Here is a 26,196-nt window from a genome sequence, read left to right on the forward strand (position 1 = left end):
TTTCGCAGAGCGGGTTCGCAGGCGCGGAGTACCGCATTCCGCCCGGGCATCCGGCGGTCCGGGAAACGGACGGGGTGGCTTCTCTCCCCCGGTTTTTGCCGGGGCGCGATTGTATACATCCACCCCCGCTGCGCGCGGCCGTCCCGATAGAAGTAGTGGTTATCCTACAAGCCCGGTCCGGCCACCGCCGCAGCCCTCAGGCCAGGCACTGTTCCAGCCCCTGCTGGAAGATGTCCTGCGGCAGGTCGATGCCGATGAAGACCATCTTGCTCTGGCGGCGCTCGCCCTCGGCCCACTGCGGGCCCAGGTCGCTGCCCATGAGCTGGTGCACGCCCTGGAAGATCACCTTGCGCTCGGTGCCCTGCATGTTCAGCACGCCCTTGTAGCGCAGCATGCGGGGGCCGTAGATGTTGACGATGGCGCCCAGGAAATCCTCCAGCTTGGCGGGATCGAACGGGCGGTCGGCGCGGTAGACGAAGCTCTTTACATCGTCGTCGTGGTGATGGTGGTGGCCGTGGCTGCCGTGCTGGTGCGAAGGATGGCTGCACTGCTCGCCGTGCGCATGGTCGTGGTCGTGGTCATGGCCGTGCGCATGGTCACCATGGTCATGGTCATGGTCATGGTGGCCGCCCTCTTCCTTGAGGAAGTCGGGATCGATGTCGAGCTTGGCGTTCAGGTTGAAGCCCCGCAGGTCCAGCACCTCGGAGATCGGCACTTCGCCGAAGTGCACGGCCTTCATCGGCGCGCGCGGGTTCATGTGCTTGAGGCGGTGGATCAGCGCGTCGGTCTCCTGCGCGGTCACCAGGTCGGTCTTGGACAGGAAGATCTGGTCCGCGAAGCCCACCTGGCGGCGCGCTTCCTGGCGGTCGTTCAGCTGCTGCGCCGCGTGCTTGGCGTCCACGAGCGTGATGATGGAGTCGATGAGGTAGGTCTCGGCGATCTCCTCGTCCATGAAGAAGGTCTGCGCGACCGGGCCCGGATCGGCCAGGCCCGTGGTCTCGATGACGATGCGGTCGAACTCCAGCAGGCCCTTGCGGCGCTTGGCGGCCAGCAGCTGCAGGGTCTCGCGCAGGTCTTCGCGGATGGTGCAGCAGATGCAGCCGTTGCTCATCTGGACGATCTGCTCCTTGGAATCGGTCACCAGGATGTCGTTGTCGATATTCTCTTCGCCGAATTCGTTCTCGATGACGGCGATCTTCTGGCCGTGCGCCTCGGTGAGCACGCGCTTGAGCAGCGTGGTCTTGCCCGAGCCCAGGAAGCCCGTGAGGATGGTGGTGGGAATGAGGGACATGGGGGTCTTTCAGGAAGGAAACATCGCCGCGGCGCGGGACCGGAGAGCGGCGCGGGCCGGGCTCCGGGGAGGTCTCTTCAAAGTTTAGCGATCGTGTCAAGCCCCGCGCCGGGTGCGGAATTCGGGCGCCCGGCGGGTTTTGGTTTGCTATTAAATATATAGCAAACTATTGAATGGATACGGCGGCATGGAGCATATTTCATGCAGCACATCACTTCCAGCCCCGGCGTGGCCCGCCGGGGCGCCTCACAGCTTGCGCATCACGGCCAGGCCCTTGAGGTACTCCCCTTCGGGGAATTCCAGCGTCATCGGGTGGTCGGGCGCGCCGCCCAGGCGTTCGAGGATGTAGCCGTCCACGTTCGCGTCCGCGCCGGCCGAGGCCACGATCTTGTGGAACAGGTCGGCACCGATGCCGCCCGAGCACGAGAAGGTGTAGAGCAGCCCGCCGGGCGCCAGCAGTTGCAGCCCCAGGCGGTTGATGTCCTTGTAGGCGCGTGCGGCGCGCTCGGCATGGGCGGCCGTGGGCGCGAACTTCGGCGGATCGAGCACGATGGCATCGAAGGTGCGGCCCTCCTGCAGGAAGCGCCGCAGGGAGGCGTTCACATCGGCGTCGAGGAATTCCGTGCGGCCGGCATCGAAGCCGTTGAGCGCCACATGGGAGCGGGCGCGCTCCAGCGCGGGGCCCGAGGAATCGATCGAGGTGACGTGCTCCGCCCCGCCCGCGAGCGCGGCCACGGTGAAGCCGCCCGTGTAGCAGTAGCAATTGAGCACGCGCTGCGCGCCCAGGCGGCGCACGGCCTCGGAGAAGCGGTGGCGGCTGTCGCGCTGGTCGAGGTAGAAGCCGGTCTTGTGGCCCTCCGCGATGCTGAGCGTCAGGCGCCAGCCGTGCTCGCGGATCGAGAGTTCCGTCGCGCCCTCGCCGCGCAGCCAGCCGGTGGCGGGCTCCAGGCCCTCCAGCTGGCGCACGTTGGCGTCGGAGCGCTCGTAGAGCTTGTCGAGGCCAGTGGACTGCAGCAGCGCATCGGCGATGGCGGATTTCCAGCGCTCGGTGCCGGCGCTGGTGAACTGCGCCACCAGGGTGTCGCCGTAGCGGTCCACGATGAGGCCGGGCAGGCCGTCGGATTCGCCGTGCACGAGGCGCACGCCGTCGCTGTCGATGGCAAAGCGCTCCCGGGCGCGCAGGGCCCGGGCGACGGCGGCCGCGAAGAAGGCCGCGTCGATGCGCTGGGCCTCGTCGAAGCTCCAGGCGCGCGCGCGGATGCGCGAGGCCGGGCTGAACGCCGCCCAGGCGAGGAACCGTCCCTCGGCGGACTCCACGCGCACGGTCTCGCCGCTGTCGCCGCCGCCCTTGGCGATGGCCGATTCGAAGATCCAGGGGTGGCGGCGCAGGAGGGAGCGCTCCTTGCCGGGGCGCAGGCGGATGGTTTTCATGGGCGCGTATTGTCCCGGAGCCCGCGGCCGGCCGCCCCCGGCCGATGCGCACGGATTTGAGGATTGTTGAGAAAGTTCCGGCCCGGTTTCCCTAGGATTCGCCCCAGCCGGTCCGGAAGGTCCGCGCCCAGACCAACAACTCTCAGAGGGGAATCCACATGCATTACATCCATCGGCTCAAGGTGTCCACGCGGCTCGGCTGGCTCCTGGCGGCCCTGTGCCTGCTGGCGGCGGGCGTCGGCGGCGCGGGTCTGCTCGGCATGGGCAACTCGAACGCCGGCCTGGTCACCGTCTACCGCGACCGCGTCGTGCCGCTGCAACAGATCAAGGTGGTGGCCGATGCCTACGCGGTGAACGTCGTGGACACGGCGCACAAGGTGCGCGACGGCGCCATGACGCCGCAGCAGGGCCTCGACTCGGTCGCCGCGGCGCGCAAGGACATCCGCACCCAGTGGGACGCCTACCTGGCGACCGACCTGCACGCCGAGGAGCACCGCCTGCTGGCGGAGTTCCGGCCGCTGCAGGCGCGCGCCGATGCCGCCGTCCAGACCCTCGAAGCGCTGCTGCGCGCCCAGGACATCCCCGGCCTCACCGCCTTCGCCGCGCGCGAGATGTACCCGGCGCTCGATCCGCTGCAGGCGGTGCTGGCCAGCCTCACGCAGGTGCAGCTCGACACGGCGCGCAGCACGTATGAAGCCGCCGAGGCGGATTACCACGCCACCCGCCAGGGCGTGATCGCCGCGGTGCTGGCCGGCATGCTGGCCGCCATCGGCTTCGGCGCGCTGGTGGTGCGCGGCATCCTGCGCGAACTGGGCGCCGAGCCGTCCATGGCGGCGGCGGTGGCGCGCAGCGTGGCGCAGGGCGACCTGACCGTCGCCATTCCGACGCGCGACGGCGACGCGGCCAGCCTGATGGCGCAGCTGCGGCGCATGCGCGACCAGCTCGCGGCGATGGTGGCGGCGATCCACGAGAGCGCCGAGAGCGTGTCTTCGGCGGCGCTGCAGATCGCGCAGGGCAACAGCGACCTGTCGGCCCGCACCGAGGGCCAGGCCGGCGCCCTGCAGCAGACGGCGGCCTCGATGGAGCAACTGAACGGCACGGTGCGCCAGAACGCGGGCAACGCCCAGGAGGCCGACCGCGTGGCACAGGCCGCCTCGCGCGTGGCGGCCCAGGGCGGCGCGGCGGTGGCCGAGGTGGTGCGCACCATGCAGGACATCAACGACAGCAGCCGGCGCATCGCGGACATCACCGGCATCATCGACACCATCGCCTTCCAGACGAACATCCTGGCGCTGAATGCCGCGGTCGAAGCGGCGCGCGCCGGCGAGCAGGGCCGCGGCTTCGCGGTGGTGGCGGGCGAGGTGCGGCAGCTCGCCCAGCGCGCGGGCCAGGCGGCCGGCGAGATCAAGGGCCTGGTCACCGCCAGCATGGAACGCGTGAACGCAGGCACCGACCAGGTCGCCCGCGCCGGCCAGACCATGGAGAGCGTGGTGCGCTCCATCCACGGCCTCTCGCAACTGGTGGAGCAGATCACGGCCGCCAGCCAGGAACAGAGCCAGGGCGTGGACCAGATCAACGACGCGGTGACCGACATGGACCGCTCGACCCAGCACAACGCCGCGCTGGTGGAAGAGATGGCCGCCGCGGCCGCCGCCCTGAGCCAGCGCGCCCGGGAGCTGGTGGGTGCCGTATCGACCTTCCGGCTGCCCGGCGAGGCGCTGCTGGCCGCGCCGGCGGCGGGCCCGCTGCCGCGGCTGCGGCACGGCTGAAAACAGGGTGGATGCGGCCGCCGCCCGAAAGGGCGGCGTCTGGCCAGGGGCTCAGCCCGGCTTGCGCCGGGCGCGCGGATGGGCCGCGTCGTACACCTTGGCCAGGTGCTGGAAATCCAGCCGCGTGTAGACCTGGGTGGTGGTGATGTTGGCGTGGCCTAGCAGCTCCTGCACGGCGCGCAGGTCGCCGCTGGACTGCAGCAGGTGGCTGGCGAAGGAATGGCGCAGCATGTGCGGGTGCACGGGCGTGGACAGGCCCGCGAGCTGGCTGCGCTGGCGCAGCCGCGACCAGATCGACTGGCCCGTGAGCCGCGCACCGCGCCGGCCCAGGAAGAGCGCCGCATCGGCGCCGGCCGCCCGGCTGCCGAAGGGCTGCAGGCGTACCGCGAGCCAGGCGCGCAGCGCTGCGAGCGCGGCCGACCCCACGGGCACGCTGCGCCGCTTGGAGCCCTTGCCGAACACATGCGCTTCGCCGGCGTCCAGATCGACCCAGCCCCGGCCGTCGCGCTGCGTGTCCGGCCCCGGCACGGCATCGAGCCCCGCGAGTTCGCCCACGCGCAGGCCGCAGCCGTAGAGCAGCTCGACCATCGCCGCGTCGCGCGCCTCCAGCCAGGGGTCGGTGCCGGACGATCCCTCGAACTCCGCCAGCCGCACCGCATCGTCCACGCCGAGCGCCTTGGGCAGCGGCTTGGGCGCGCGCGGCGCACGCACGCCCTGCACGGGGTTGTGGGGCACGAGGCCCTGGCGCGCGGCCCAGGTGAAGAACCCGCGCCAGCCCGAGAGGATCAGCGCGATGCCGCGCCCGCTGCGGCCGCCGCCATGCATCTGCGCCACGAAGCGGCGGATGTGCGCGGTCTGCAGCCGCAGCAGCGGCACGCCGGCCTCGCGCGCATGGGCGGCGAGCCGCTGCAGGTCGAGCGTGTAGAGCGTGACGGTGCGCGCCGCGAGGCGCTTCTCGACCCGCACGTGCTCCAGGTAGCGCAGCACCTCGGGGTCGGGCGGCGGCGCGGCCGCCGCGGCGTCCTCGCCGGGCGGGAGGCCTTGCGCAGGCGCGCTCTTCGCCATGGGGTCTGTCTGCTTCGGCCTCAGCGCAGGCGCGAGAGGGCCGCGCTGGCCAGCTCGGACATGCGCACGAGGAAATCGGTGCCCATGGTCGCGTCGAAACGCTTTTCGTCGGGCGAGCCCAGTACCAGCAGTCCGAAGGCCGGCGCATCGCCGTCGAGCGCGCCTTCGCGCAGCGGCAGCAGTGCCACCGACTGCACCTGGCCGGCGTCCGGCAGCCAGCCCGCGGGCTCGAAGCCGAGGTTGGGGCCGCAGAACGGCTGGGTGAGCGACGTGGCGAAGGAGCGCGCATCGGCGCTCGCGCCCTGGGCGAACGGCGCCCCGGCGTACTGCGGCGACAGGTCCCAGAGGCGCAGCGCGGCCTGCGGCACGTCGAAGAGGCGGCGGATGCCCTGCTCCACGCGGTGGGGCAGCATGGCCGGATCGGTGGCCTGGGCGAGTTCGCGCGTCCAGTGGTGGATCTTCTGCGCGATGGCGGTGTTCTCGTGGCTGTGGCGCACCATTTCCATGATGCGCTGCTCCAGCCCCTTGATCTTCTCGCGCAGCATCTCGGCCTGGCGCTCCTGCAGGCTCACGGCGCGCTGGCCGTGCGGGCTGGTCAGGGTCACGCCGGTCAGCAGCTCGGCATGGCGCTCGAAGAAGCCCGGGGTGTTGGCGAGGAATTCGGCGATGTCGTCCTCGGTGATGGGCGGCACGGCGTGGGCGGGGGAATGCGGTGTGGTCATGGTGCGTCGGGAATGTCGATCTGGCCTTCGAAGACGGTGGTGGCCGGCCCGGTCATGAAGACCGGATCGGCGGGGTCCCCGCTCCAGGCGATGGTGAGCAGGCCGCCGCGCGTCTGCACGTCCACGCGCGCATCGAGCAGCCCCAGGCGGATGCCGGCGGCCACGGCCGCGCAGGCGCCCGTGCCGCAGGCGAGCGTCTCGCCCGCGCCGCGCTCGTACACGCGCAGCCGCACGTGGCCGCGGTCCACGACCTGCAGGTAGCCGGCGTTCACGCGCTGCGGAAACCGCGGGTGGCCCTCGATGGCGGGGCCGGTGCGCGCGACGGGCGCGGTGTCCACGTCGTCCACGAGCTGCACGGCGTGCGGATTGCCCATGGAGACGATTGCTATGAATATAGGAGCAAACTCTTCAATGGAACCGGCGGCAAGCGGCCATTTTTGCCCTGAACCCTGGGCCACCGGCTCCAGGCCCGAGGCATCGAAGGGCAGGTCCTCGGGCGCGAAGCGCGGGCGCCCCATGTCCACGGTGACGCGGCCGTCCTCCGTGAGGCGGGGGGCGATCACGCCGGCCAGCGTCTGCACGCGGATGGTGTCCTTGGCGGTGAGGCCCTTGTCGCGCACGTAGCGCGCGAAGCACCGCGCGCCGTTGCCGCACTGCTCCACCTCGCCGCCGTCGGCGTTGTGGATCACGTATTCGAAATCGATGCCTTCGGTGGGCGATGGCCGCACGGTCAGGATCTGGTCGGCGCCGACGCCGAAGTGGCGGTCGGCCAGGAAGCGGTACTGCGCGGGCGTGAGGCCCAGGCGGTGCTGCGTTTCGTCGAGCACGACGAAATCGTTGCCCGCGCCCTGCATCTTGGTGAAGCGGATCTGCATCCGCGGGATTATCGTTGCGCCGGCCGGGGCATGGCCCCGCGCGGGCAAGGGCCGGGCCGCCGCGCGATGATGGCGGCCCGCCCTCCGGCGCGCTCCGTCCCTGGAGCGCGACCAGGAGCCGCGCCCCGTTCCACGCTTTCAGGAGCCCCGATGACCGACGACGCCCTCGCCGCCTTTCCGATCACGCGCAAATGGCCCGCCCGGCAGCCCGACCGGCTGCAGCTCTATTCGCTGCCGACGCCCAACGGCGTGAAGGTGTCGATCCTGCTGGAGGAGACCGGCCTGCCCTACGAGCCGCACCTCGTGCGCTTCGACCAGGACGACCAGACCTCGCCCGAGTTCCTCTCGCTCAATCCCAACAACAAGATCCCCGCCATCCTGGACCCCCACGGGCCCGGCGGCCAGCCGCTCGCGCTGTTCGAGTCGGGCGCCATCCTGGTCTACCTGGCCGACAAGACCGGCCGCTTCCTCGCGCCGGCCGGCGCGCAGCGCTATGCGGCGCTGCAGTGGCTGATGTGGCAGATGGGCGGGGTCGGGCCGATGTTCGGCCAGCTCGGCTTCTTCCACAAGTTCGCCGGCAAGGACTACGAGGACAAGCGCCCGCGCGACCGCTACGTGGCCGAGACGAAGCGCCTGCTCGGCGTGCTGGACCGCCACCTGGCCGACGGCCGCGCCTGGATCGTGGGCAGCGACTACACCATCGCCGACATCGCGGTCTTCCCGTGGGTGCGCAACCTCGTGGGCTTCTACGAAGCGGGCGATCTGGTGGAGTTCGACCGCTTCACGAACGTGCGCCGGGTGCTGGACGCCTTCGTGGCGCGGCCCGCCGTGGCGCGCGGGCTGGAGATTCCGGCCCGGGCCTGACGGAAGCGCCGGGCCGCGCACCGCTCAGAGCCGAAAGGCGAAGCCCGCGGCCCCGGCGGCCAGGATCACCGGGATGACCCCTGCCCGGTAGCGCATCAGCGCGACCGCCGCCGCCAGGCCGATCAGCACCGAGGGCCCATCGATGCCGCCGGACAGCCCGCCCGGCCAGAAGACGTGCCAGGCGAAGAACACGGCCAGGTTCACGATCACGCCGACCACCGCCGCGGTGATGCCCGTCAGGGGCGCCGTGAACCGAAGGTTGCCGTGCGTGGATTCGATGAACGGGCCGCCCAGCAGGATGAAGACGAACGACGGCAGGAAGGTGAAGAAGGTCACCACCACCGCCGCGGCCGCCCCGGCGAGCATCGGCGCGTCGGGGCCGAAGAGCGCCCGCGTCCAGCCGCCGACGAAGGCGACGAACGACACCACCATGATGAGCGGCCCCGGCGTGGTCTCGCCCAGCGCCAGGCCATCGATCATCTGGGCCGGCGTGATCCAGTGGAAATGCTCGACGGCGCCCTGGTAGACATACGGCAGCACCGCATAGGCGCCCCCGAAGGTCATCAACGCCGCCTTGGTGAAGAACCATCCCATCTGCACGAGGACCGAGTTCCAGCCGAAAGCCGCGCACAGGCCTCCCATGGCGAGGAGCCAGACCCCCAGCCCGGCCACGAGCACATTGCGCAGCCGCCGCCACGAGAACTGCGCATGGGGCGGCGCGGGCGTGTCGTCGTCGATCAGCGCGCTCCCGCCCGTCGCGGCCCGCCCCGCATGCCCTGCCGGCGCCGGGCCGGCCCGCGCTCCGAAGGCCTCGGGGCGCCACCGCCCCCCCGCATGGCCCAGCACGGCCGCGGCCACCACGATCGCCGGGAACGGCACGTCGAAAGCGAAGAGCGCCACGAAGGCGGCGACGGCGATCGCCGCCAGCCAGCCGTTGCGCAGCGACCGCGAGCCCACCCGCACGGCGGCTTGCGCCACCAGCGCCGTCACCGCCGGCTTGATGCCGTAGAAGATGCCCGCCACCGCGGGCGTGCTGCCATGGGCCATGTACAGCCATCCCAGCGCCAGCATGATGAACAGCGACGGCAGCACGAAGAGCGCGCCCGCCAGGATCCCGCCCCAGGTGCGGTGCAGCAGCCAGCCGAGGTAGGTGGCGAGCTGCTGCGCCTCCGGCCCGGGCAGCAGCATGCAGTAGTTGAGGGCATGCAGGAACCGCCGCTCCGAAATCCAGCGGCGGCGCTCCACCAGTTCGTCGTGCATGAGCGCGATCTGGCCGGCCGGGCCGCCGAAGCCGATGAACCCGAGCTTCAGCCAGAAGCGCAGGGCTTCGGGCAGGGAGACGGAATGGGGGAGGGCGCGCGCCGGATCGGCGGCGGAGGGCGGCAAGGTGTCCATGGAAACTCCGATGAGTCGCTCCAGCGCTTGGACGGGACACCGTCTACCCTCGCGGGACGGGAGGCTGTTTTCCCGGATAGGCGGATTCTAGTGCGCCCCGGCACGGCCTCACCAGCCCTCATCCCCCTTCCGGATGCCGCTGCCCTACTCTTCCGACGAGAAGCCCGAGGCGGCCACGACCGGCGCCCAGCGGTCGCGCTCCTGGGCCAGCTGGCGCGCGAACTCCTCGGGCGTGCCCGAGGCGGGCTCGAAGCCCAGCTTGGCGAGCGCCTCCACCACCGCCGGATCGCGCACCGCCTGCCGGGCGGCGTCGGCCCAGCGCTCCACCACCGCGGCGGGCGCCCGCGCGGGCAGGTAGAGGCCGTAGCTCTCCACGCCCTGGATGCCGGCGAAGCCCTGCTCGGCGAACGTGGGCACATCGGGCAGGAAGCGCGAGCGGCGCGTGTCGCTCACGGCCAGCACGCGCACGCGGCCCGTGGGAATGTGCGGCAGGCAGTCGCCGACGCTGAAGCAGCCAGAGGCCACCTGCCCGCCCATCAGGTCCTGCAGCCCCGGCGCGGCGCCGCGGTAGGGCACGTGCGTGAGCGCGATGCCGGCGGCATGCGCGAACTGGTTGCCGATGAAATGCGGCATGGCCCCGGCGGCCGGCGATGCGTAGCCCTCGGGCTCGGCGCGGCCCTTGGTCCATTCGGCGAACTGGCGCAGGGTCTTCACCGACTCGGGCACCTTGGGGCCCACCATGAAGCCGCAGGTGGACAGCGCCACCGGCGCCACGGCGGCGAAATCGGTGGCCGGCCGGTACTGCAGGCGCTTGTAGACGTGCGGGTAGATCGTGAGCATGGACGACGGGCTCAGCACCATCGTGAGCCCGTCGGGCGGCGCGTCCTTGAGCGCAGTGAGCGCGATGCGCCCCCCCGCGCCGACGCGGGATTCGACCACGGTGGTCGCGCCGGTGCGCGCGCGCCAGCTCTCGGCCAGCCGGCGCGCCACCACATCGATGGAGCCCCCCGCAGGGAAGCCGACCAGGATGCGCTGAACGCCCTGCTGCGCCGCGGCAGGCCCGCCCGCGCCCAGGCACAGCGCGGCCATCGCGAGGCCGGCCTCGCGGCGGCGGATGCCCGGGGGCGGCACGTTGCGGGCCCGCGCCCGCGAGGAATTCATAGCCATGTTGTTGTCTCCTTTGGGGGTCGAATCATGCCGGACGGGCGCGCTGCCCGCCGGCCCTTTGCAGCCCGGGGCGGGCACCTTCAGCCCGGGTTCTCCGTGCGGGCCAGCCGGTCCAGCAGGGGCCGCAGCGCCGCGCCCTCCGGCCCGAGCGCGGCGAGCATGGCGGCATCGTGCGCCTGCACGCGGGCAGAAATCGCGGCCAGCGCCGCCTCGCCTCCCGGAGTGGGGTGCAGCGTCCAGGAGCGGCGGTCCTGCGGGTCGGCCGCGCGCTGCACCCAGCCCTGTCGGACCAGCCAGTCCACGAGGCGCATGCCGCCGCTGCGGTGCAGCCCCATGGCTTCGGCCAGCAGGCCCTGGCGCAGGCCCGGATTGCCCACCACCAGCACCAGCGCGGCGAACCGCTGCGGGCTCACGTCGTCCCCCACGGCCCGCTGGAAATCCAGGTAGAGCGCGTTCTGCGCGCGGCGCAGTGCATACCCCATCAGCGCATCCAGAACGCCGTAGCGCAGGCCGGGCACGGGCCGCAGCGGCCCTTCGGTCGCATCGCCGGGCTGTGCCGGCGGATGCGCCTGCGCCGCTCGGGGACACGGAGGCACCGTGCCGAGCCGTGCGGCGTCACCACGGGTTTTTGCGGAGCGTGGATTTTGTTGCATGGCGCAACAATAGGAGCACACATTGACCGGCGTCAAGCGGCAAGACCCTGAGACGCCCCCCCCTGCGGACCTCTGCCATGACCTCCTCCCCCACCACGCCCTCCGCCGCCGCGCAGACACCGCGCCCCCTGGACATCGTGATCGCCGGCGGCGGCATCGGCGGCCTGGCCGCCGCGCTGGCGCTGCACGAACAGGGGCACCGGGTCACTGTCTGCGAAGCCGCCGCGCGGCCCCAGCCGCTGGGCGTGGGCATCAACCTGCTGCCGCATGCCGTGGAGGTGCTGGACAGCGTGGGCCTGCTGCCCGCGCTGGACGGCATGGCCGTGCGCACGCGGGCGCTGGTGTTCGCCAACCGCCACGGCCAGCCGATCTACGAAGACCTGCGTGGCGCGGAAGCGGGCTACAGCCACCCGCAGTTCAGCGTGCACCGCGGCGACCTGCAGATGCTGCTGTGGAACACCTGCCTGCAGCGGCTGGGCGCGCACCAGGTGCGTGCCGGCATCCGCGTCACGGGCTGCGTGCAGGAGGCAGATGGGCGCGTGCTGGCGCAGGCCGATCTGGCGGACGGCGGCACGGCCGCGCTGCGCTGCGATCTGCTGATCGGCGCGGACGGCATCCACTCGGCCCTGCGGCGGCAGTTCCATCCCCGCGAGGGCGCTCCGCGATGGAACGGCATGATGATGTGGCGCGGCACCACCTGGGCCCGGCCCTTCCTGGACGGGCGCACCATGGTGCAGGCGGGCCACCGCCGCGCGAAGTTCGTGGTCTACCCCATCGCCCCGCCGCGCGCGGACGGCCTGCAGCTCATCAACTGGGTGGCCGACCGCCGGTTGCGCGAGGACGGCTTCGGCGGCGGCCTGGAGGCGCCCGGCCGCGAGGACTGGAGCCGCCCGGGCTCGGTGGACGACCTGCTGCCCACCTTCGGCAACTGGCGCTTCGGCTTCGTGGACGTGCCCGGGCTCATCGCTGGCGCCACCCAGATCCTCGAATGGCCCATGGTGGACCGCGATCCGCTGCCGCGATGGCGCCAGGGCCGGGGCGTGACGCTGCTGGGCGATGCCGCGCACCCGATGTACCCGATCGGCTCCAACGGCGCCACCCAGGCGCTGCTGGATGCGCGCGCGATAGCCGATGCGCTGGCCCGGCACCCGCACGACCTGCCCGCGGCCCTCGACGCCTACGAAGCCGGCCGCCGCCCGATGACGGCGCGCATCGTGGAACTCAACCGTGCCGAAGGGCTGGACGCCATCCTCGACATGGTGGAAGAGCGTGCGCCCGAGGGCTTCGAGCGCATCGGGGACGTGCTCGACCCGGCCGTGCTCGCCGGCTGGGTGCGCGACTACAAGACGGCGGCCGGGCACCGGCAGGCCGCACCCCGCGCGGCAGCGGGCTGATCCGGCCGCCGGGCCGGGAAGGCCCCTCTCCCGCAGCGGGAGGGCCGCTGCCGATAATCGCCCGATGCCCCGCCCCTCCCAACAACTCCATCCCCACCGCGAACCCGCCGCCACCCGCGCGGCGGCGACCGTGCTGCTGCTGCGCGATGCGCCCGGCGGCACGGGCCTCGAAGTGCTCATGACGCGGCGCTCGCCGCAGGCCAGCTTCGCGCCGGGCGCCTACGTTTTCCCCGGCGGCGCCATCGATGCACTGGACGGCGAGCCCGCCACGCAGGCCCTGGCCGACCGACGCCCCGCGCAGACGCACGAACGCACCACCCAGGCGATCGCGGCCATCCGCGAAAGCTTCGAAGAACTGGGCGTGCTGCTCGCGCGCCGCGCGGACGGCCGCTTTGCCGGGGCCGACGACATCGCCGCGCTCGACCGCGGCGCGCCCTTCGCCGCGCAGTGCGCCGCGCGCGGCCTGCGCCTCGCGGCCGATGCCGTGTTCCTGCTCGCGCACTGGACCGCCGACCGCGACCTGCCCAAGCGCTTCGACGTGCCGTTCCTGGTCGCGCGCATGCCCGAGGGGCAGGAGCCCGTGGCCGACGAGACCGAGCAGTTCGAACCCGTGTGGCTGCGCCCGCAGGACGCACTGGACCGCCATGCGGCCGGGCAGTTCTTCATGATCTTCCCCACCATCCGCACGCTGGAGCGGCTGGCGGCGTTCGCCAGCGCCGATGCGGTGCTGGCCGCCGTGGCGCACGAGCAGCCGCTGTGGACGAGCTGCCCGCGCGCGGGCCTGCTCGGTGGGCGCGAGGCGCGCTACATGGAGCACGAGCCGCCCTACGGCGAACTCGCCCTGGTCTGCCCGGATGGGCAGATCGTGCACCCGCTCGACTGGCAGCCAGAGCGCCCGGTGGCGCTGCTGAAGAACCTGCAGCGCCTGACTGCGCCCAACCCCGGGGCGATGACCGGCCCGGGTACGAACAGCTACCTGGTGGGCGACCCGTCCACCGGCTACATCGCCATCGACCCCGGCCCGGCCGACGAGGCCCACCTCGAACGCCTCTGGCATGCCGCGGGCGGCGACATCCGCGCCATCGTCTGCACCCATTCCCATGCCGACCACGCCCCCGGCGCCGCGCCGCTCGCGGAGCGCGTGGCGGCCACGGGCCGTTCCCGGCCCTCCGTGCTGGGCCTGGCGTCGGCGCCCACCGCGCGTGCGGCCAGCCGCTTCGTGCCCGACCGGCCGCTGGCGGACGGAGAGCGCCTCACGCTCACCGGACACCGGCTGGAAGGCGATGTCACGCACACCCTCGAAGTGGTGCACACGCCCGGCCACGCGGCCAACCACCTCTGCCTGCTGCTGCGGGAGGACGGCCTGCTCTTCAGCGGCGACCACATCCTGAACGGCAGCACCACCGTGATCGACCCACCCGACGGCAACATGGACGACTACCTCGCATCGCTCGACCGGCTGGACGCGCTCTGCGCGCAGCATGGCGCCGAATTCATCCTGCCGGCGCACGGATACGCGCTGGCCGACGCGCGCGGCGCCATCGCCCGGCTGAAGGCCCACCGCATGGCGCGCGAGTCGAAGGTGCTGGCGGCCATGCAGGCGCTGCCGGAAGGCAGCATGGACGACTGGGTCCGGCAGGCCTATGCCGATGTGCCCGAGCGCCTGTGGCCCGTGGCGCAGCGTTCGCTGCTGGCGCATGTGGAGCGCATCCGCGCGATGGAGGCAGGCCATGCGTGAACACCAGGATGGAACCGGGGGCGCCGACGGGGACAGCATGCGCCTGGCCAAGCGCGTGGCGGAGCTGCAGGGCTGCTCGCGCCGCGAAGCCGAATGGCTGGTCGAGGGCGGCTCTGTGCAGGTCGATGGGCAGGTGAGCGAACTGCCGGGCGCGCGCGTTCGGCCGGACCAGGCCATCGTGGTCGCCGCCGGCGCCCGGGCGCAGGAGATTCCGCCCGTCACGCTGCTGCTGCACAAGCCGGCGGGCTGGGAAGCCGGCCTCGGCCAGGGCCCCGCCGGCGATCCGCGGCATGCCCGCGGCAGCGGGGCGCCCGATGCCGTCGCGCTGCTGGAGCCCGCCGCGCGGTATGCCGGCGACAGCCCGCCGGTGCGCGTGCTGCAGCGGCACTTCCGCCAACTGGAATGCTTCACGCCGCTCGCCTCCGCGGCCAGCGGGCTCGTGGTCTTCACGCAGGACCGCCGCATGGCCCGGCGTCTGGAGGAAGACATCGAGACGCTGGAGCAGGAATGCGTCGTGACGGTGGAAGGCCGCATCGCCGAAGGCGGCCTCGCACGGCTGTGCCAGGGGCTGGAATTCAACGGCCGCCCCCTTCCGCCGGCCAAGGTGAGCTGGCAGAGCGAGACCCGGCTGCGCTTTGCGGCGAAGGGCATCCGCCCCGGGCAGATTCCCGCCATGTGCGAGGCCGTGGGGCTGCGCGTCACCGCCCTCAAACGCCTGCGCATCGGGCGCGTTGCGCTCGCCAAGCTGCCCGAGGGGCAATGGCGCTATCTGCTGCCCTGGGAACGGTTCTGAGCCGCGGTGCCGGCATTCGCTATCAAAACGATAGCTGCCTGCGCCCGCAGGATGGCGGCTGTGCGGCCGCGCAACGCCATCCTGCGCGGCCGTGCTGCGCTACACTGCCCGGCTCTTCGAGGGGGGTCAATTCCATGGATCAACGCGTCGAGCCCCATCCGGGCCGCATGTCGTCATCGTTCGCATCGCACGGCATCGAGCCGCATCCGCTCCGGTTCACGGGCAGCGGTGGCGAATATTTCCGCGTCTGGATCGTCAACGTGCTGCTGGGCATCGTCACGCTGGGGCTCTACACGCCCTGGGCACGACGGCGCACCGCGCAGTATTTCTACGGCCACACCCTGGTGGCCGGCAGCCCGCTCGAATTCACGGGCCAGCAGCGGCGCATGGTGTTCGGCTTCCTGGTGCTGGTGGGCATCACGGCGGCCTACCAGATCGCCGCGCGCTCGGGGCAGGACACGGCCGTGGGCCTGTTCATCATCGCCGGCGCCCTGCTCTCGCCGCTCATCTGGGGCAGCGCGATGCGCTTCCGGCTCGGCAACACGCGCTGGCGCGGCCTGCGCCTGCAGTTCACCGCGAATTGGCGCCAGGTCTATGCCGCCAGCTGGCCGGTGTTCGCCATCGCGGCCGTGTGGCTGGTGGCCGTTTTCGGCCTGCGCGCCATTGCGCCGGAGGCGCAGATCGGCCCCTCGGGCCGCAAGCTTCCGCAGGTCACCGGCGCCATGTGGGGCCTGATCGCCGTGGCGCTGGCGATCACGGTGCTGTGCTTCATCCGGCTCGAATACAACTACCGCAGCATGCTGGTGCTGCATTCCCGCCTGGGCAGCGAGCCGGGGCGCTGGAAGCCGGTGTACATGGATTTCGTGAAGGTATGGCTCGCCACGGTGGCGGTGTTCATCCTCTCCGTGCTGCTGATCGGCGCCGTGCTCGGCGTGGCCTTCGGCGGCTCGTGGATGCTGATCGCCGGCAAGGTGCAGCGCCTCGGGATGTGGCTGTTCGTGTTCATCGTCGCCGGCATCTTCCTCTTCGGCTTCCTGATGCTGCTGGCCTCCGCGCCGGCCCGCGCCTACCGCGAGGCCCGCATGTTCCAGCTCACCTGGGACCAGATCGGCGTGAGCCGCATGGCCCGCTTCAAATGCAACCTGCGCGCGGGCCGTTTCGTGGGGCTGAGGATCAAGAACCTCTTCCTCACGCTGCTCACGCTCGGCTTCTACCGGCCCTTCGCCCGCGTGAGCGAATACCGCATGAAGCTCGAATCCGTCACGCTGCACGTCAAGGGCGGCGTGGACCAGGTCACGGGCCAGCTCGTGCGGCAGCAACAGAGCGGCGTGGGCGACGCCCTGGCGGACGCTGCGGGGCTGGACCTCATCGGCTGAACGGCCACGCCCGCTCCCATGGCGCACCCGTCCCCGCCCGCTTCCCACGCCCGCACCGATGACGCCGGGGGGCCGGCGCTTCCGGTGCCCGCGCGCTGGTTCGACGGGCGCGGCAGCCAGGGCCAGGCCGTGCTGGCAGCCATCGCTCCCGGCCCCCGCGGCCCCACGCTCGCACTGCACCCGGTGGGCCAGCCCGCAGCGGCGACGGAGCGTTTCGCACACGGCGCGGTGGACTGGCCGGAGCCCTGGAACCCCCGCCGCCCGCCCCCGCGGCTGGTGGTGGACCTGGGCGACCGCGGCAGCCTCGAAGTCGCGGGCGATGCCGTCGCCCGCTGGCACGAAGCCCTGCAGGCGGCGGGCCACCGCGCCGGCATCGCGCAGCGCATGCAGACCCGCTGGCCGGCGTTCGTCGCGGTGCTGCTCGCCTCCGTGCTGGCGCTCGTGCTCTTCTACCGGTACGGCACGCCGTGGCTCGCAACGCAGCTCACGCGGCACGTTCCCCTGGCCTGGGAAACCACGCTCTCGCAGGAGACGCTGGAACGCATGGACCACGGCACCCTGAAGCCCTCGCGCCTGGCGCGGGAGCGCCAGGACCAGTTGCGCGCACGCTTTGATGCGCTCGTGCGGGGGATGCCGGCCTCGCTGCAGCGCTATCCGGGCTATGCGCCCGCGCTGCGGCTCGAATTCCGCCGCGGGCTCGGCGCCAATGCCCTGGCCCTGCCGGGAGGCACCGTGGTGATGACCGACGGCCTCGCCGAAACCGCTCAGCGCATCGGGCTTGGAGACGACGCGCTGATGGGCGTGCTCGCGCACGAGGTGGGCCATGTCGTGCACCGCCACACCACGCGCACGGTGGTCGAGCAGGGCGTGCTCAACGTGGGGCTGGGGTTGGCGCTGGGCGATGTGTCGAGCCTGGTGTCGATGGGCGGTGCCATGCTCACCGGCTTCGCGTACAGCCGCGCGCACGAACGCGAGGCCGACTGCCATGCCATCGCGCTCATGGCCCATGCCGGCCTGCCGACGGCGCCCATGGCGGATCTGCTGCTCGCCGTATCGCACGACGCGCAAGAGGCCGCCGGAACCGGCACCGATGCCAAGGACGGCGCGAAGCAACCCCCACGGGAGCGCGCCAGCGGCGCATCGGCGGCGCGCGCCGCGCCCACGGACGACACCGGCCTGCTCGCCTTGCTGGCCACGCACCCCGGCACGCAGGAGCGCGCCGAACAGTTGCGGGCGGGCCGCGCCCCACACTGCGCGCGGCCATGAAAAACGGCCCGTGCCCGCGCGGCAGCGGGACAGGCCGTGATGGAACCCCAAAGTGTGAAGCGCGCCGATAAGCCGGATTCTGTGCATGCGGTCGCCCGCATGTGACCGCCATTACTCTGGGCCGGGGGTCGCCCACCCGGCTCGATGCTACCTACCCGCCAGCTCCGCGGAACCACGTCAACGCTGGCCTACTTGGTATTGCTGCGCGTAGAGATTGCCCGTTTCACCCCGGCTGGTCTACCTTGCGGTACTCCCGCCGGACTCGTCTCTGTTGCTCTGATCCTCACCTCGCGGTGGACAGCCGTTAGCTGCTACGCCGTCCTGTGCAGTCCGGACGTTCCTCCAGTGCCTGGTTTCCCAGATCGCACCAGCGGCGGTCTGGCGCGCTTCACGGGCGGGATTATCCCCCAGCCCGGGGGGCGCCCGCAGGATTCAGCCGGCCCCGGGCTTGCGGCCCCGCGTTGCCGGCCTGGCCAGAACGCTCGCGCCGTATTCGGTCCACCAGCGCGTGAGCGCTTCCATCGTGGGGCCGAGCCCGCGGGCCTTGGCGGTGATCGCGTACTCCACGCGCGGAGGCACTTCGGCGAAAACGGTGCGCGACACCAGGCCATCGGCCTCCAGCTCCCGCAATTGCGCCGTCAGCATGTGCTGGGTGATGCCCGGGATGGCCTTGCGCAGCTCGCCGAAGCGGTAGACCCGCTGGTTGAGCAGCCACATGATTTCGAGCTTCCATTTGCCGGAAAGCAGCGCGAATGCCCTGCGCATCTGCTCGTGCATGTTGCCCGCGAGCATCCGCTCGGCGCCAGGGATCAGCGCCGGCTGAGCCGCACGAGGCATCGCCCACCGAGCAGGGCGGGCGGCAGCGGTGGATTCCTCAGAAGGTTTCCCATTCGCCGTTGTCCTTGCTCGCCTGGCTGCTGGCCGCCGCCTTCGGTGCATTCGCAGAGGCGAGCGCGGGCCGCGGTGCTGCGGCAGGCCGCGGCAGCGGGGCCGGCGCGGGGCGCTTGCCCGCCTGCGCCGGGAGTGCCCGGGCCTGCGGCCGGGCAGCGCCGGGCACTGCCGCGGCAGGCGGCCGTGGCGCGGCGGGTGCCGCGTCGTCGATCTTGAACACGTCCACGGCCGCGACCAGTTGCTTGACCTGCAGGTTGAGGCTGTCGGCGGCGGCGGCAGACTCTTCCACCAGCGCGGCATTCTGCTGCGTGACCTGGTCGATCTGCATCACCGCTTCATTGATCTGGCTGAGCCCGGAGGTCTGCTCCTGCGTGGCCGACGTGATCTCCTGGATCAGGTTGCTGACCCTGCGGACCTGCCCGACGATGTCTTCCATGGAAGTGCCCGCCGCATTCACGAGCTGGCCTCCGTTGGCCACCTTCTCCACGCTGTCGTGGATCAGCGTCTTGATTTCCTTGGCGGCTTCGGCGCTCTTCTGGGCCAGGCTGCGCACCTCGCTCGCCACCACCGCGAAGCCGCGGCCCTGCTCACCGGCGCGCGCGGCTTCGACCGCGGCGTTGAGCGCCAGGATGTTGGTCTGGAACGCGATGCCATCGATCACGCCGATGATGTCGGCGATCTTCTGGGAGGATGTGTTGATCTCCCCCATCATCGACACGACCTGCCCGACCACCTCGCCGCCCCTCTGGGCGGCCTGGCTCGCAGACTGGGCCAGCTCCGCCGCCTGCCTTGCCGTGTCGGCACTGCTCATCACCGTGCTGGTCAGCTCTTCCATCGATGCCGCGGTTTCCTCCAGGTTGCTGGCCTGCTCTTCGGTCCGCTGGGACAGGTCGGCATTGCCCGTGGCGATCTGGGTGGCGCCCACGGCGATGTTGCCGCTGCTGCTGCGGACCGTCCCCACCACTTCGCGCAACGAGGCCTGCATCCTCTGCATCGCGGAAACCACGCTGCCGGGCTTCGCGCGCGACACGTCGATCGGGTAGGTGAGGTCTCCGCGCGCGATGGCGCCGGCCACCAGCGCCACGTCCGCCGGCTCGCCGCCCAACTGGCCGGTGAGACCGCGCGTCAGCAGGGCCCCGATGGCCACGCCCAGGATCACGCCGCCGACCGTGAGGCTGATCAGGATCAGGCGCACCCGCTGGTAGATCACGCTCGTCTGGTCGTTCAGTTCCTTGGCGTTGAGCTTCTTGCGGTCGACCAATTGCCCCAGCAGCTCATCGGCCTTGTCCGCGATCTGCCGGACCTCGTTGATTTTCAGCATGGAAGCGCGCGTGTTCGACAGATCCTCGGTCTGCAGCAGCGCCAGGACCGACTGCAGGCCGGCGTCGTAGGCCTGCACGGCCTGCTGGGTCTCCAGGACGCGGGCCCTGCCTTCGTCGGTGACGAAGAAGTTCCCGGTCTTGGCCAACTCCTCGTGCATGGCCTTCAGGCGCATCTGCACCGAGGCGATGTGCGCGCGCCGCTCGTCCTGCGTGACGGCCAGCACCGCGCTGCGGATCGCCCGGCTGGCACCGATCAACTGGATGTTGGCCTCGGAGGCGTGCGACAGGCCCGCGATCTCGCGGTCATACATGAGGTCGGCAAGGTCGTTGATCTCGCTGGAACGCAGGATCCCGGCGGTTCCGATCAGGGCACCGATCGCCGCCACGGCCAGAAACCCGGCGATGAGCTTGGTGCCTACCTTCAGTCGTTTGAACCATTCCATTTTCTGGTTGCCTTGTTTGAAAGAGGTTGCTGTTGCAAGGGCACGCGGGCCTGCGTGCATGGGCAGTTGCCTGCCCGCTGGCGCCGCCCGGAGCGTCGAGTTCAGAGGTACGACAAGAAGAAGCGCGTCCCATCAGGGTGCGTTGACCGTGGCCCCTCCCACCACCGGCTCTTCCATGATGTAACCAAGGATTTCAAATGCTAGCACCGAATGAAACTTATTCGTTTCATTAAAAACTGTCATGCGGAATTTGCGCAGAGAAAACAACACGCCATACCGCCCTGTCGCGAAATGCCTGCGGACGGGCTCGGAAAAGAGCCCTGCCGCGCCGGCAAGAGACGGCGACGGCGAGGCAGGGACGCGGCGTCATATGTGCCTTTCGGCAAGGGGCGGTCACGGCCGGCAAGCCGCGCAGGAGGGCAGGCGCAGCGACCCGTCCGCCGGCCGCGGAGGCAGGCTCAGGCCTTGGAGCAGCCGGCGAGGAACAGGACCGCGGCTTTCCGGATGAAGTCCGCCTGCTCCTCCCGGGACCCGGGCGGCAGGGAGAACGTGACGAGGTTGTGGGCCGGCGCCGAGATCAAGGTGGCGAAGATCTTCACCGCGGCGGGGAAGTCATCCACGCGCAGTGATTCGCTGGCCAGTGCCGGCGCCAGCATCCGGGCCAGCAGCTCCAGATACTGTTCGATCAACGCATGGACGAACGGGGCCAGTTCGGGGCGTTGCGCAATGCCGCCGATGGCGAATCGGAGCCAACGCTGCATATCGGGATGCAGCAAGGTGTCGTTCATCTCCATCCCGATCCGCTCCAGCTTTTCCTGGGCTCCGAGACCGGGAAGGAACTCGGGCTCGAGCCGCAATGCCGGCAGCGCCGCGGTCGTCAGCACTTCGCGCAGCAGGTTTTCCTTGGACGCGAAGCGCGAGTAGATCGTCCGTTTGGTGACGCCGGCTGCCGCTGCGATGGCATCGATGCTGGTGCCTTCGTAGCCGCTCTGGAGCATGAGCGCGGACGCCACTTCGATGATGGTCTGCCGCAGTTCCTGCGCCCGCTGCGCGGTGGGGCGGCCCCGGGGAGAGGGGCGCGTGGACTTCTCACGACCTTCGGTTTTCGGCATGGCTTCTGGTCATGGGAACTCGGTGATGTACGAATGCTACGCCTGCGTCAAAGACACCGGAGGGGGTAAACCCTTCATGGCGGCATGCCGCCGACAGGCATGCGGCTCGGCCATTGCTCGGCCATTACCCGACCGTTGCTCGACCTTGAAAGGCCGCCCCCATGCGTTCGGCGCAAGCCCGCGCGCCGCTCACCGCGGTCGCGAGACGCCGTCGCAAGCCCTCACGACAACCGGTCCCACGCCAGCCCGAAACGGCCCAGGTATTTGCGCAGGCGGTCCGCATCGTTGACGGCCGTGCGCTGCGCACGCGAGGCCTGGAACAGTTGCCGCCCCGCATCCGACAGGCTGCGCGACTGCCGGCACACCCGCACCACGGCCGCGAGCTGCAGGCGATCGAACAGGTCCAGCGCGTCCATCTGCGCGGGCCCCAGCAGGGCTTCGAGTTCAGGCAGCCCGTCCGTGCCCGCGGAATGCGCCCCCTGCGGCGGCTGCGCCGGCTGCCACAGCCAACGCAGCCGGGCGATCTCGGCCTCCACCAGCGCGAGCCCGATGCGCCCGCCTTCGGCCAGGGTCGCCAGGCGCACCACACTCGCAGACAGGTCGCGGAAGTTGCCGGACCAGAGCGCTTCCGGCGACTGCGCATAGCGCAGGTAGCCCTGCCGGGCCTCGGCCGAAAAGCGCACGCTGCGGCCCAGTTCCTCGCCGGCCCGGGCCAGCAGGTGGTCCACGTTGGGTTCGATGTCTTCCGGCCGCTGCGCCAGCCCCGGCAACTGGTAGCTCCAGAGGTTGATGCGCGCGAACAGGTCTTCGCGGAAGCGGCCTTGCGCCACTTCCGCGCGCAGGTCGCGGTTGGTGCCGGCGATGAGCTGGAAATCGCTCTCCACCTCGCGGTCGCTGCCCATCGGATAGAAGCGCTTTTCCTCCACGGCCTTGAGCAGCATGGCCTGCTCGTCCAGGCCCAGTTCACCGATCTCGTCGAGGAACAGCACACCGCCGTGGGCCGAGCGCAGCAGGCCCGCCCGGTCGGCTGCTGCGCCGGTGAAGGCACCCTTGCGGTGGCCGAACAGCGTGGATGCGGCGCCATCGCCGCGCAGCGTGGCGCAGTTGACCTCGACGAACCCGCCCTCCACCTGGTGCCGGGATTTCTTCAGTTCGTACATGCGCCGCGCGAGGTGCGACTTGCCCGCACCCGTGGGACCGGTGAAGAGGATGGGCGCGCGCGATCGCACCGCCACGCGTTCCACCTCCTCGATGAGCGCGTTGAACGCCGGGTTGCGCGTGGCGATGCCGCTTTTGAGAAAGTCCAGCGCATCGCGCTGCTCCGCCTGGAAGCGCTGGGCCAGCGCGTCGTAGCGGGACAGATCCAGGTCGATGAGCGCGTAGCTGCCCGGGTCGCCCTCGCGCTGGCGCCGGGGCGGCGCCGTCTGCGCGAGCACACCCGGGATGCGGCGCGATTCCACCAGCAGGAAAAGGCAGATCTGCGCCACGTGCGTGCCGGTGGTGATGTGCACCCAGTACTCCTCGCGCTCCATGCGGAAGCGATAGGCCTGCACCCAGTCGTACAGCGCGCCGTACACCTCGCCGAAATCCCACGGATCGCCGATGTCCAGCGACACCAGGCGCACGTCGGTTTCCGGCGACACCGCAGCCAGGTCGGCCTTCACCTGCGCGGCCAGGGGCGCGTGCGCCGGTGTATGGAGCAGCTCCATCCGGCGCACGACCACGTCCTCGTGCTGGGCGAGCGACACCGTGGGCCGCCATTTCTCCCACCGACCGGCGCCCTTGCCTGCATCCAGTTGGGTGCCGATGAAGCCGATGACCACTTTGCTTTTTGCCATATCCCATTTTCTATTTATTTATCTTTTTATATCAACTAAGAACCAACCAGTAAAGTCCGAAATCCGAGGCGCTGAGAAATATCCTTTGCAGATCAATCACTTGCAGGCAGTTCGCCCCAGATCCAGGAGCTGGCACGCATCTCGCAATGACAAGGAGGCCAGAGACCCGTGGCGACGCTCACAGGTTGAGGGTTGTGGCGAAACGCCAGCCCTTCCGGTGCGGTGCATCCGCCGCGGGCCATCCCGCCCGGACGTCGATGCACCGCATGCCGCCCGCCACCGGGTCGCTGGCACGGCCTGCAGGTTGCAGCCCTCCGGGGTGCTCCGGTTCGATTCCGGGAAGGCCACTTCTGTAGCTCAGAGGTAGAGCAGCCTTGTGTCCCAAGGCCTGGCGCAGGTTCGACTCCTGCCGGAAAAACCGACCCGGTTTCACCGCCGGGACCTTAGACGGTCGCAAGACCACCCCGCCGGACGCGGGTGCAGCGCCACGGAGCGGCCCCGCCGCCACGGTGCTGCACCCGTCAGAGGCGGCGGTTCGTGCCAGACCCGGGCACGGCCCGCGCAAGCAGCCAGCCACTCCGCAGCCCCCAGGGCCCGCGGACACGGCGCACTGCGATGCCCGTGCCGCGCCCCCTGGCTCCACCGCCACCGCTGTAACGGCACCTATTTTTGGGAACGGGCTCGTCGCCGCCAGCGGCAGCTCTCCCCTGCAGGCCGCAACGCAAGAAAGACAAAGAGGAAACCACCATGCTGAAGATCCAACGCATCAAGAAGAACGAACGCGCGCTGCTGCTGCGCAACGGCGACTTCGAGCGCGTGCTGCACAGCGGCGCGCACTGGCTCTTCGCCGGCACCGACCAGCTGCGCGTGGAGACCTTCGCGCTGGAGCAGCCCGCCTTCACCCACGGCCTGGCCGATTACCTGATGGCCCGTGAACCCGAGGTGGTGGCCCGCGAGTTCGTGCGTGCCGAACTGACCGAAACCCAGGCGGGCCTGCGCACCGAGAACGGCGTGCTGGTCGAGATCCTGCCGCCGGGCACCCGGCGCCTCTACTGGAAGGGGCTGGTGGACGTGGCCGTGGAGGTGGTGGACCTGTCGCAGGGCGTGGACGTGCCCGCCGCGCTGGCCGCGCGGCTGGTGCAGACGCAGCTGCGCCACAAGCCCGTGGCCGGCCTGAACGGCGTGCTGCAGGTGCAGGTGCCCGAGGCGATGTGCGCCATCCTCACCATCGACGGCAAGGTCGAGCGGCTGCTGGGCGCCGGAATGCACGCGTTCTGGAAGTTCGGCCGCCACATCGGCGCGGAGCTGGTGGACCTGCGCCTGCAGACGCTGGACGTGTCGGGCCAGGACATCATGACGCGCGACAAGGTCGGCCTGCGGATCAACCTGTGCGCCACCTGGCGCTACGCGGACGTTCTGCTGGCGCACCGGCGCCTGCCCAAGCCTGCCGATCACCTCTACCGCGAGCTGCAGTTCGCGCTGCGCTCCGCCGTGGGCACCCGCACGCTCGACGAGCTGCTGGAGGACAAGACGGCGATCGACGACGTGGTGCGCGCGCACCTGGTCGGCAAGCTGCCGGCCTACGGCATGGAACTCGACGGCGTGGGCGTGAAGGACATCGTGCTGCCCGGCGACATGAAGGCCATCCTGACCCAGGTGGTGCAGGCGGAAAAGCAGGCCCAGGCCAACGTGATCCGCCGCCGCGAGGAAACCGCCGCGACGCGCTCGCTGCTCAACACCGCCAAGGTGATGGAAGACAACCCCGTGGCCCTGCGCATGAAAGAGCTGGAAACGCTCGAGCGCGTGGCCGAACGCATCGACAAGATCTCCGTGTTCGGCGGGCTGGACCAGGTGCTGAACGGCCTGGTGAAGATGCGCTGACCGACCGCCGTCGCCGCCCTGCGGCGCCGGCACCCCAGAAAGAAGACGACCATGAACAAGAAGAAAGCCATGGCACCCGGCGCCGGGCCCCAGCCGCCGCGGGAGGGCCTGCAGGCCGCGCTGGACGCGTCCATCGAAGCGGCCTACCGCGTGTTCGGCGCGTACCGCGCGCCCGCCGGGCTGCTGGATGTGTGCACGGCCTGCTGCATGAACGCGGCCCTGGAACGCGAGATGCGCAGCCGCCCCCTGCGCTCGCTCACCGAGCGGCATTTCTACGAATACAACGACAGCGCGAAAAGCGCCACCCAGCCCGCGGACGAGATCAAGTACCTGCTGCCCCGGCTGCTGGAACTGCTTGTCCAGGGCGCGCGGCTGCACCATTCGACCGAGCTGTACATCGACCGCGTGGGCCGTTGCGAACCGGGCGCCTTCTCCGCACGCGAGCAGCAGGCGCTGCAGGACGTCGCACTGGCGCACTTCGCGCTGGGCCTGGAGCAGTGGGCCGAGCCGGACCAGGGCGTCTTCCAGAAGGACGATGCCTTCACGGTGCTGCTCATGTGGGACCATGCCGGCGTGGATCTCGCGCCGCTGCTGGACCACTGGCTCGCCTGCGACAGCGACTCGTCCGCGCTGCATTACGTGGATGCCTCGTACTGGGGCTTCGTGCTGAACGGCCGGCAGATCGGCGGCGCCTTCTCGAAGGACCGCCCGCGCTACCGCGAAGCCGTGGAGCACTGGCTGACGGCCCCGGAGCACCAGGACCGGTTCACGGCCAAGCTGCTGCAGATGATGGACCGCCGCCCCGCGGATGGCTGGCTGCCGCCGGGCACGCCCGAATGCGGCTGCCACTCCACGCTGAACGACCGCATCGACGCCGTGTTCGACACCATCGCGCGATGACCCGTCCACG

Annotated in this window: 21 protein-coding genes and 1 other RNA gene; 9 read left to right on the forward strand and 13 right to left on the reverse strand. The window is 70.8% G+C overall.

Translation table 11 applies throughout. The features are described 5' to 3' along the window. Positions 1-196: 196 nt before the first annotated feature. Both BM144_RS12795 and BM144_RS12800 read right to left on the reverse strand, forming a co-directional pair. The gene (locus BM144_RS12795) at positions 197-1,291 is read right to left on the reverse strand and encodes a CobW family GTP-binding protein (RefSeq protein WP_092952805.1); all 1,095 of its coding nucleotides are present in this window, start codon (positions 1,289-1,291) and stop codon (positions 197-199) included. A 246-nt stretch (positions 1,292-1,537) separates the two neighbouring features. After that, complete coding sequence (locus BM144_RS12800) at positions 1,538-2,722, reverse strand: class I SAM-dependent rRNA methyltransferase (RefSeq protein WP_092952807.1); 1,185 nt, start codon at positions 2,720-2,722, stop codon at positions 1,538-1,540. Between the two features lie 158 nt (positions 2,723-2,880). On the opposite strand from BM144_RS12800, the gene BM144_RS12805 reads away from it, so the two are divergent. Beyond that, positions 2,881-4,491 (forward strand): methyl-accepting chemotaxis protein, encoded by a 1,611-nt coding sequence (locus BM144_RS12805; RefSeq protein ID WP_092952809.1) that lies wholly within the window; start codon positions 2,881-2,883, stop codon positions 4,489-4,491. Positions 4,492-4,542: 51 nt separating this feature from the next. Here the strand turns inward: BM144_RS12805 and BM144_RS12810 are convergent, their stop codons facing one another. Genes BM144_RS12810 through dapF form a run of 3 tightly spaced genes read right to left on the reverse strand, consistent with a single transcriptional unit; the run spans position 4,543 to position 7,153 of the window. Then, positions 4,543-5,556 carry a tyrosine-type recombinase/integrase gene (locus tag BM144_RS12810; RefSeq protein ID WP_245783645.1) on the reverse strand — a complete coding sequence of 338 codons (1,014 nt, stop codon included), beginning with the start codon at positions 5,554-5,556 and terminating at the stop codon, positions 4,543-4,545. A gap of 20 nt (positions 5,557-5,576) precedes the next feature. Further along, positions 5,577-6,278: a DUF484 family protein gene (locus BM144_RS12815; protein WP_092952811.1), complete on the reverse strand. Its 702-nt coding sequence runs from the start codon at positions 6,276-6,278 to the stop codon at positions 5,577-5,579. Beyond that, on the reverse strand, positions 6,275-7,153 hold the full coding sequence (gene dapF, locus BM144_RS12820; protein WP_092952813.1) for a diaminopimelate epimerase: 879 nt from the start codon (positions 7,151-7,153) through the stop codon (positions 6,275-6,277). Before dapF ends, BM144_RS12815 begins: the two co-directional genes overlap by 4 nt. 150 nt (positions 7,154-7,303) lie before the next feature. Here dapF and BM144_RS12825 point away from each other — a divergent pair, with 150 nt between their 5' ends. Next, positions 7,304-8,017, forward strand: a complete 714-nt coding sequence (locus BM144_RS12825) for a glutathione S-transferase C-terminal domain-containing protein (protein ID WP_092952815.1) — start codon at positions 7,304-7,306, stop codon at positions 8,015-8,017. A 24-nt stretch (positions 8,018-8,041) separates the two neighbouring features. Here BM144_RS12825 and chrA read toward each other — a convergent pair whose 3' ends face one another. The 3 genes from chrA to BM144_RS12840 all read right to left on the reverse strand — a co-directional run bounded on the left by chrA (position 8,042) and on the right by BM144_RS12840 (position 11,232). Next, on the reverse strand, positions 8,042-9,412 hold the full coding sequence (chrA, locus tag BM144_RS12830) for a chromate efflux transporter (RefSeq protein ID WP_092952816.1): 1,371 nt from the start codon (positions 9,410-9,412) through the stop codon (positions 8,042-8,044). Between the two features lie 144 nt (positions 9,413-9,556). Beyond that, positions 9,557-10,579 carry a Bug family tripartite tricarboxylate transporter substrate binding protein gene (locus BM144_RS12835; RefSeq protein WP_092952818.1) on the reverse strand — a complete coding sequence of 341 codons (1,023 nt, stop codon included), beginning with the start codon at positions 10,577-10,579 and terminating at the stop codon, positions 9,557-9,559. Between the two features lie 80 nt (positions 10,580-10,659). Beyond that, complete coding sequence (locus BM144_RS12840; RefSeq protein WP_092952820.1) at positions 10,660-11,232, reverse strand: MarR family winged helix-turn-helix transcriptional regulator; 573 nt, start codon at positions 11,230-11,232, stop codon at positions 10,660-10,662. 77 nt (positions 11,233-11,309) lie between these two features. Here BM144_RS12840 and BM144_RS12845 point away from each other — a divergent pair, with 77 nt between their 5' ends. The 5 genes from BM144_RS12845 to BM144_RS12865 all read left to right on the forward strand — a co-directional run bounded on the left by BM144_RS12845 (position 11,310) and on the right by BM144_RS12865 (position 17,799). After that, positions 11,310-12,626, forward strand: a complete 1,317-nt coding sequence (locus BM144_RS12845; RefSeq protein ID WP_092952822.1) for a flavin-dependent oxidoreductase — start codon at positions 11,310-11,312, stop codon at positions 12,624-12,626. Between the two features lie 64 nt (positions 12,627-12,690). Continuing rightward, positions 12,691-14,364 (forward strand): MBL fold metallo-hydrolase, encoded by a 1,674-nt coding sequence (locus tag BM144_RS12850; RefSeq protein ID WP_092952824.1) that lies wholly within the window; start codon positions 12,691-12,693, stop codon positions 14,362-14,364. After that, on the forward strand, positions 14,357-15,157 hold the full coding sequence (locus BM144_RS12855) for an rRNA pseudouridine synthase (protein WP_092952826.1): 801 nt from the start codon (positions 14,357-14,359) through the stop codon (positions 15,155-15,157). The genes BM144_RS12850 and BM144_RS12855 overlap by 8 nt, the downstream gene beginning before the upstream one ends. Before the next feature lie 134 nt (positions 15,158-15,291). Beyond that, entirely contained in the window at positions 15,292-16,533 is a 1,242-nt protein-coding gene (locus BM144_RS12860) for a YjgN family protein (protein WP_092952828.1), read from the forward strand. A gap of 18 nt (positions 16,534-16,551) precedes the next feature. Continuing rightward, positions 16,552-17,799 (forward strand): M48 family metallopeptidase, encoded by a 1,248-nt coding sequence (locus tag BM144_RS12865; protein ID WP_092952830.1) that lies wholly within the window; start codon positions 16,552-16,554, stop codon positions 17,797-17,799. A gap of 52 nt (positions 17,800-17,851) precedes the next feature. On the opposite strand, the gene rnpB is transcribed toward BM144_RS12865, so the two are convergent. From rnpB to rtcR, 5 genes are all read right to left on the reverse strand, one after another. Further along, positions 17,852-18,189, reverse strand: an RNA gene (rnpB, locus tag BM144_RS12870) — RNase P RNA component class A. Positions 18,190-18,231: 42 nt separating this feature from the next. After that, positions 18,232-18,636 carry a winged helix-turn-helix transcriptional regulator gene (locus BM144_RS12875; protein ID WP_281246088.1) on the reverse strand — a complete coding sequence of 135 codons (405 nt, stop codon included), beginning with the start codon at positions 18,634-18,636 and terminating at the stop codon, positions 18,232-18,234. Positions 18,637-18,673: 37 nt separating this feature from the next. After that, positions 18,674-20,455, reverse strand: coding sequence for a methyl-accepting chemotaxis protein (locus tag BM144_RS12880; protein ID WP_092952834.1), 1,782 nt, complete (start codon positions 20,453-20,455; stop codon positions 18,674-18,676). A 458-nt stretch (positions 20,456-20,913) separates the two neighbouring features. Then, positions 20,914-21,567 (reverse strand): TetR/AcrR family transcriptional regulator, encoded by a 654-nt coding sequence (locus tag BM144_RS12885; RefSeq protein WP_092952836.1) that lies wholly within the window; start codon positions 21,565-21,567, stop codon positions 20,914-20,916. A gap of 221 nt (positions 21,568-21,788) precedes the next feature. Continuing rightward, entirely contained in the window at positions 21,789-23,405 is a 1,617-nt protein-coding gene (rtcR, locus tag BM144_RS12890) for an RNA repair transcriptional activator RtcR (RefSeq protein ID WP_092952838.1), read from the reverse strand. A gap of 747 nt (positions 23,406-24,152) precedes the next feature. Between rtcR and BM144_RS12900 the strand changes: the two genes are divergently transcribed. Then, entirely contained in the window at positions 24,153-25,286 is a 1,134-nt protein-coding gene (locus BM144_RS12900; protein WP_092952840.1) for a slipin family protein, read from the forward strand. A 51-nt stretch (positions 25,287-25,337) separates the two neighbouring features. Then, positions 25,338-26,186: a hypothetical protein gene (locus BM144_RS12905; RefSeq protein ID WP_245783646.1), complete on the forward strand. Its 849-nt coding sequence runs from the start codon at positions 25,338-25,340 to the stop codon at positions 26,184-26,186. Positions 26,187-26,196: the final 10 nt, after the last annotated feature.

Source organism: Paracidovorax konjaci, from assembly GCF_900112675.1.
Taxonomy (GTDB): Bacteria; Pseudomonadota; Gammaproteobacteria; order Burkholderiales; family Burkholderiaceae_C; genus Paracidovorax; species Paracidovorax konjaci.

Coding starts and splice junctions, on each gene's coding strand:
- chrA (WP_092952816.1), bottom strand. CDS start 9,412: ATGGACACCTTGCCGCCCTCCGCCGCCGATCCGGCGCGCGCCCTCCCC.
- BM144_RS12905 (WP_245783646.1), top strand. CDS start 25,338: ATGAACAAGAAGAAAGCCATGGCACCCGGCGCCGGGCCCCAGCCGCCG.
- BM144_RS12850 (WP_092952824.1), top strand. CDS start 12,691: ATGCCCCGCCCCTCCCAACAACTCCATCCCCACCGCGAACCCGCCGCC.
- BM144_RS12860 (WP_092952828.1), top strand. CDS start 15,292: ATGGATCAACGCGTCGAGCCCCATCCGGGCCGCATGTCGTCATCGTTC.
- BM144_RS12815 (WP_092952811.1), bottom strand. CDS start 6,278: ATGACCACACCGCATTCCCCCGCCCACGCCGTGCCGCCCATCACCGAG.
- BM144_RS12800 (WP_092952807.1), bottom strand. CDS start 2,722: ATGAAAACCATCCGCCTGCGCCCCGGCAAGGAGCGCTCCCTCCTGCGC.
- BM144_RS12875 (WP_281246088.1), bottom strand. CDS start 18,636: ATGCCTCGTGCGGCTCAGCCGGCGCTGATCCCTGGCGCCGAGCGGATG.
- BM144_RS12885 (WP_092952836.1), bottom strand. CDS start 21,567: ATGCCGAAAACCGAAGGTCGTGAGAAGTCCACGCGCCCCTCTCCCCGG.
- BM144_RS12865 (WP_092952830.1), top strand. CDS start 16,552: ATGGCGCACCCGTCCCCGCCCGCTTCCCACGCCCGCACCGATGACGCC.
- BM144_RS12795 (WP_092952805.1), bottom strand. CDS start 1,291: ATGTCCCTCATTCCCACCACCATCCTCACGGGCTTCCTGGGCTCGGGC.
- BM144_RS12810 (WP_245783645.1), bottom strand. CDS start 5,556: ATGGCGAAGAGCGCGCCTGCGCAAGGCCTCCCGCCCGGCGAGGACGCC.
- dapF (WP_092952813.1), bottom strand. CDS start 7,153: ATGCAGATCCGCTTCACCAAGATGCAGGGCGCGGGCAACGATTTCGTC.
- BM144_RS12855 (WP_092952826.1), top strand. CDS start 14,357: ATGCGTGAACACCAGGATGGAACCGGGGGCGCCGACGGGGACAGCATG.
- BM144_RS12805 (WP_092952809.1), top strand. CDS start 2,881: ATGCATTACATCCATCGGCTCAAGGTGTCCACGCGGCTCGGCTGGCTC.
- BM144_RS12845 (WP_092952822.1), top strand. CDS start 11,310: ATGACCTCCTCCCCCACCACGCCCTCCGCCGCCGCGCAGACACCGCGC.
- BM144_RS12900 (WP_092952840.1), top strand. CDS start 24,153: ATGCTGAAGATCCAACGCATCAAGAAGAACGAACGCGCGCTGCTGCTG.
- rtcR (WP_092952838.1), bottom strand. CDS start 23,405: ATGGCAAAAAGCAAAGTGGTCATCGGCTTCATCGGCACCCAACTGGAT.
- BM144_RS12825 (WP_092952815.1), top strand. CDS start 7,304: ATGACCGACGACGCCCTCGCCGCCTTTCCGATCACGCGCAAATGGCCC.
- BM144_RS12880 (WP_092952834.1), bottom strand. CDS start 20,455: ATGGAATGGTTCAAACGACTGAAGGTAGGCACCAAGCTCATCGCCGGG.
- BM144_RS12835 (WP_092952818.1), bottom strand. CDS start 10,579: ATGGCTATGAATTCCTCGCGGGCGCGGGCCCGCAACGTGCCGCCCCCG.
- BM144_RS12840 (WP_092952820.1), bottom strand. CDS start 11,232: ATGCAACAAAATCCACGCTCCGCAAAAACCCGTGGTGACGCCGCACGG.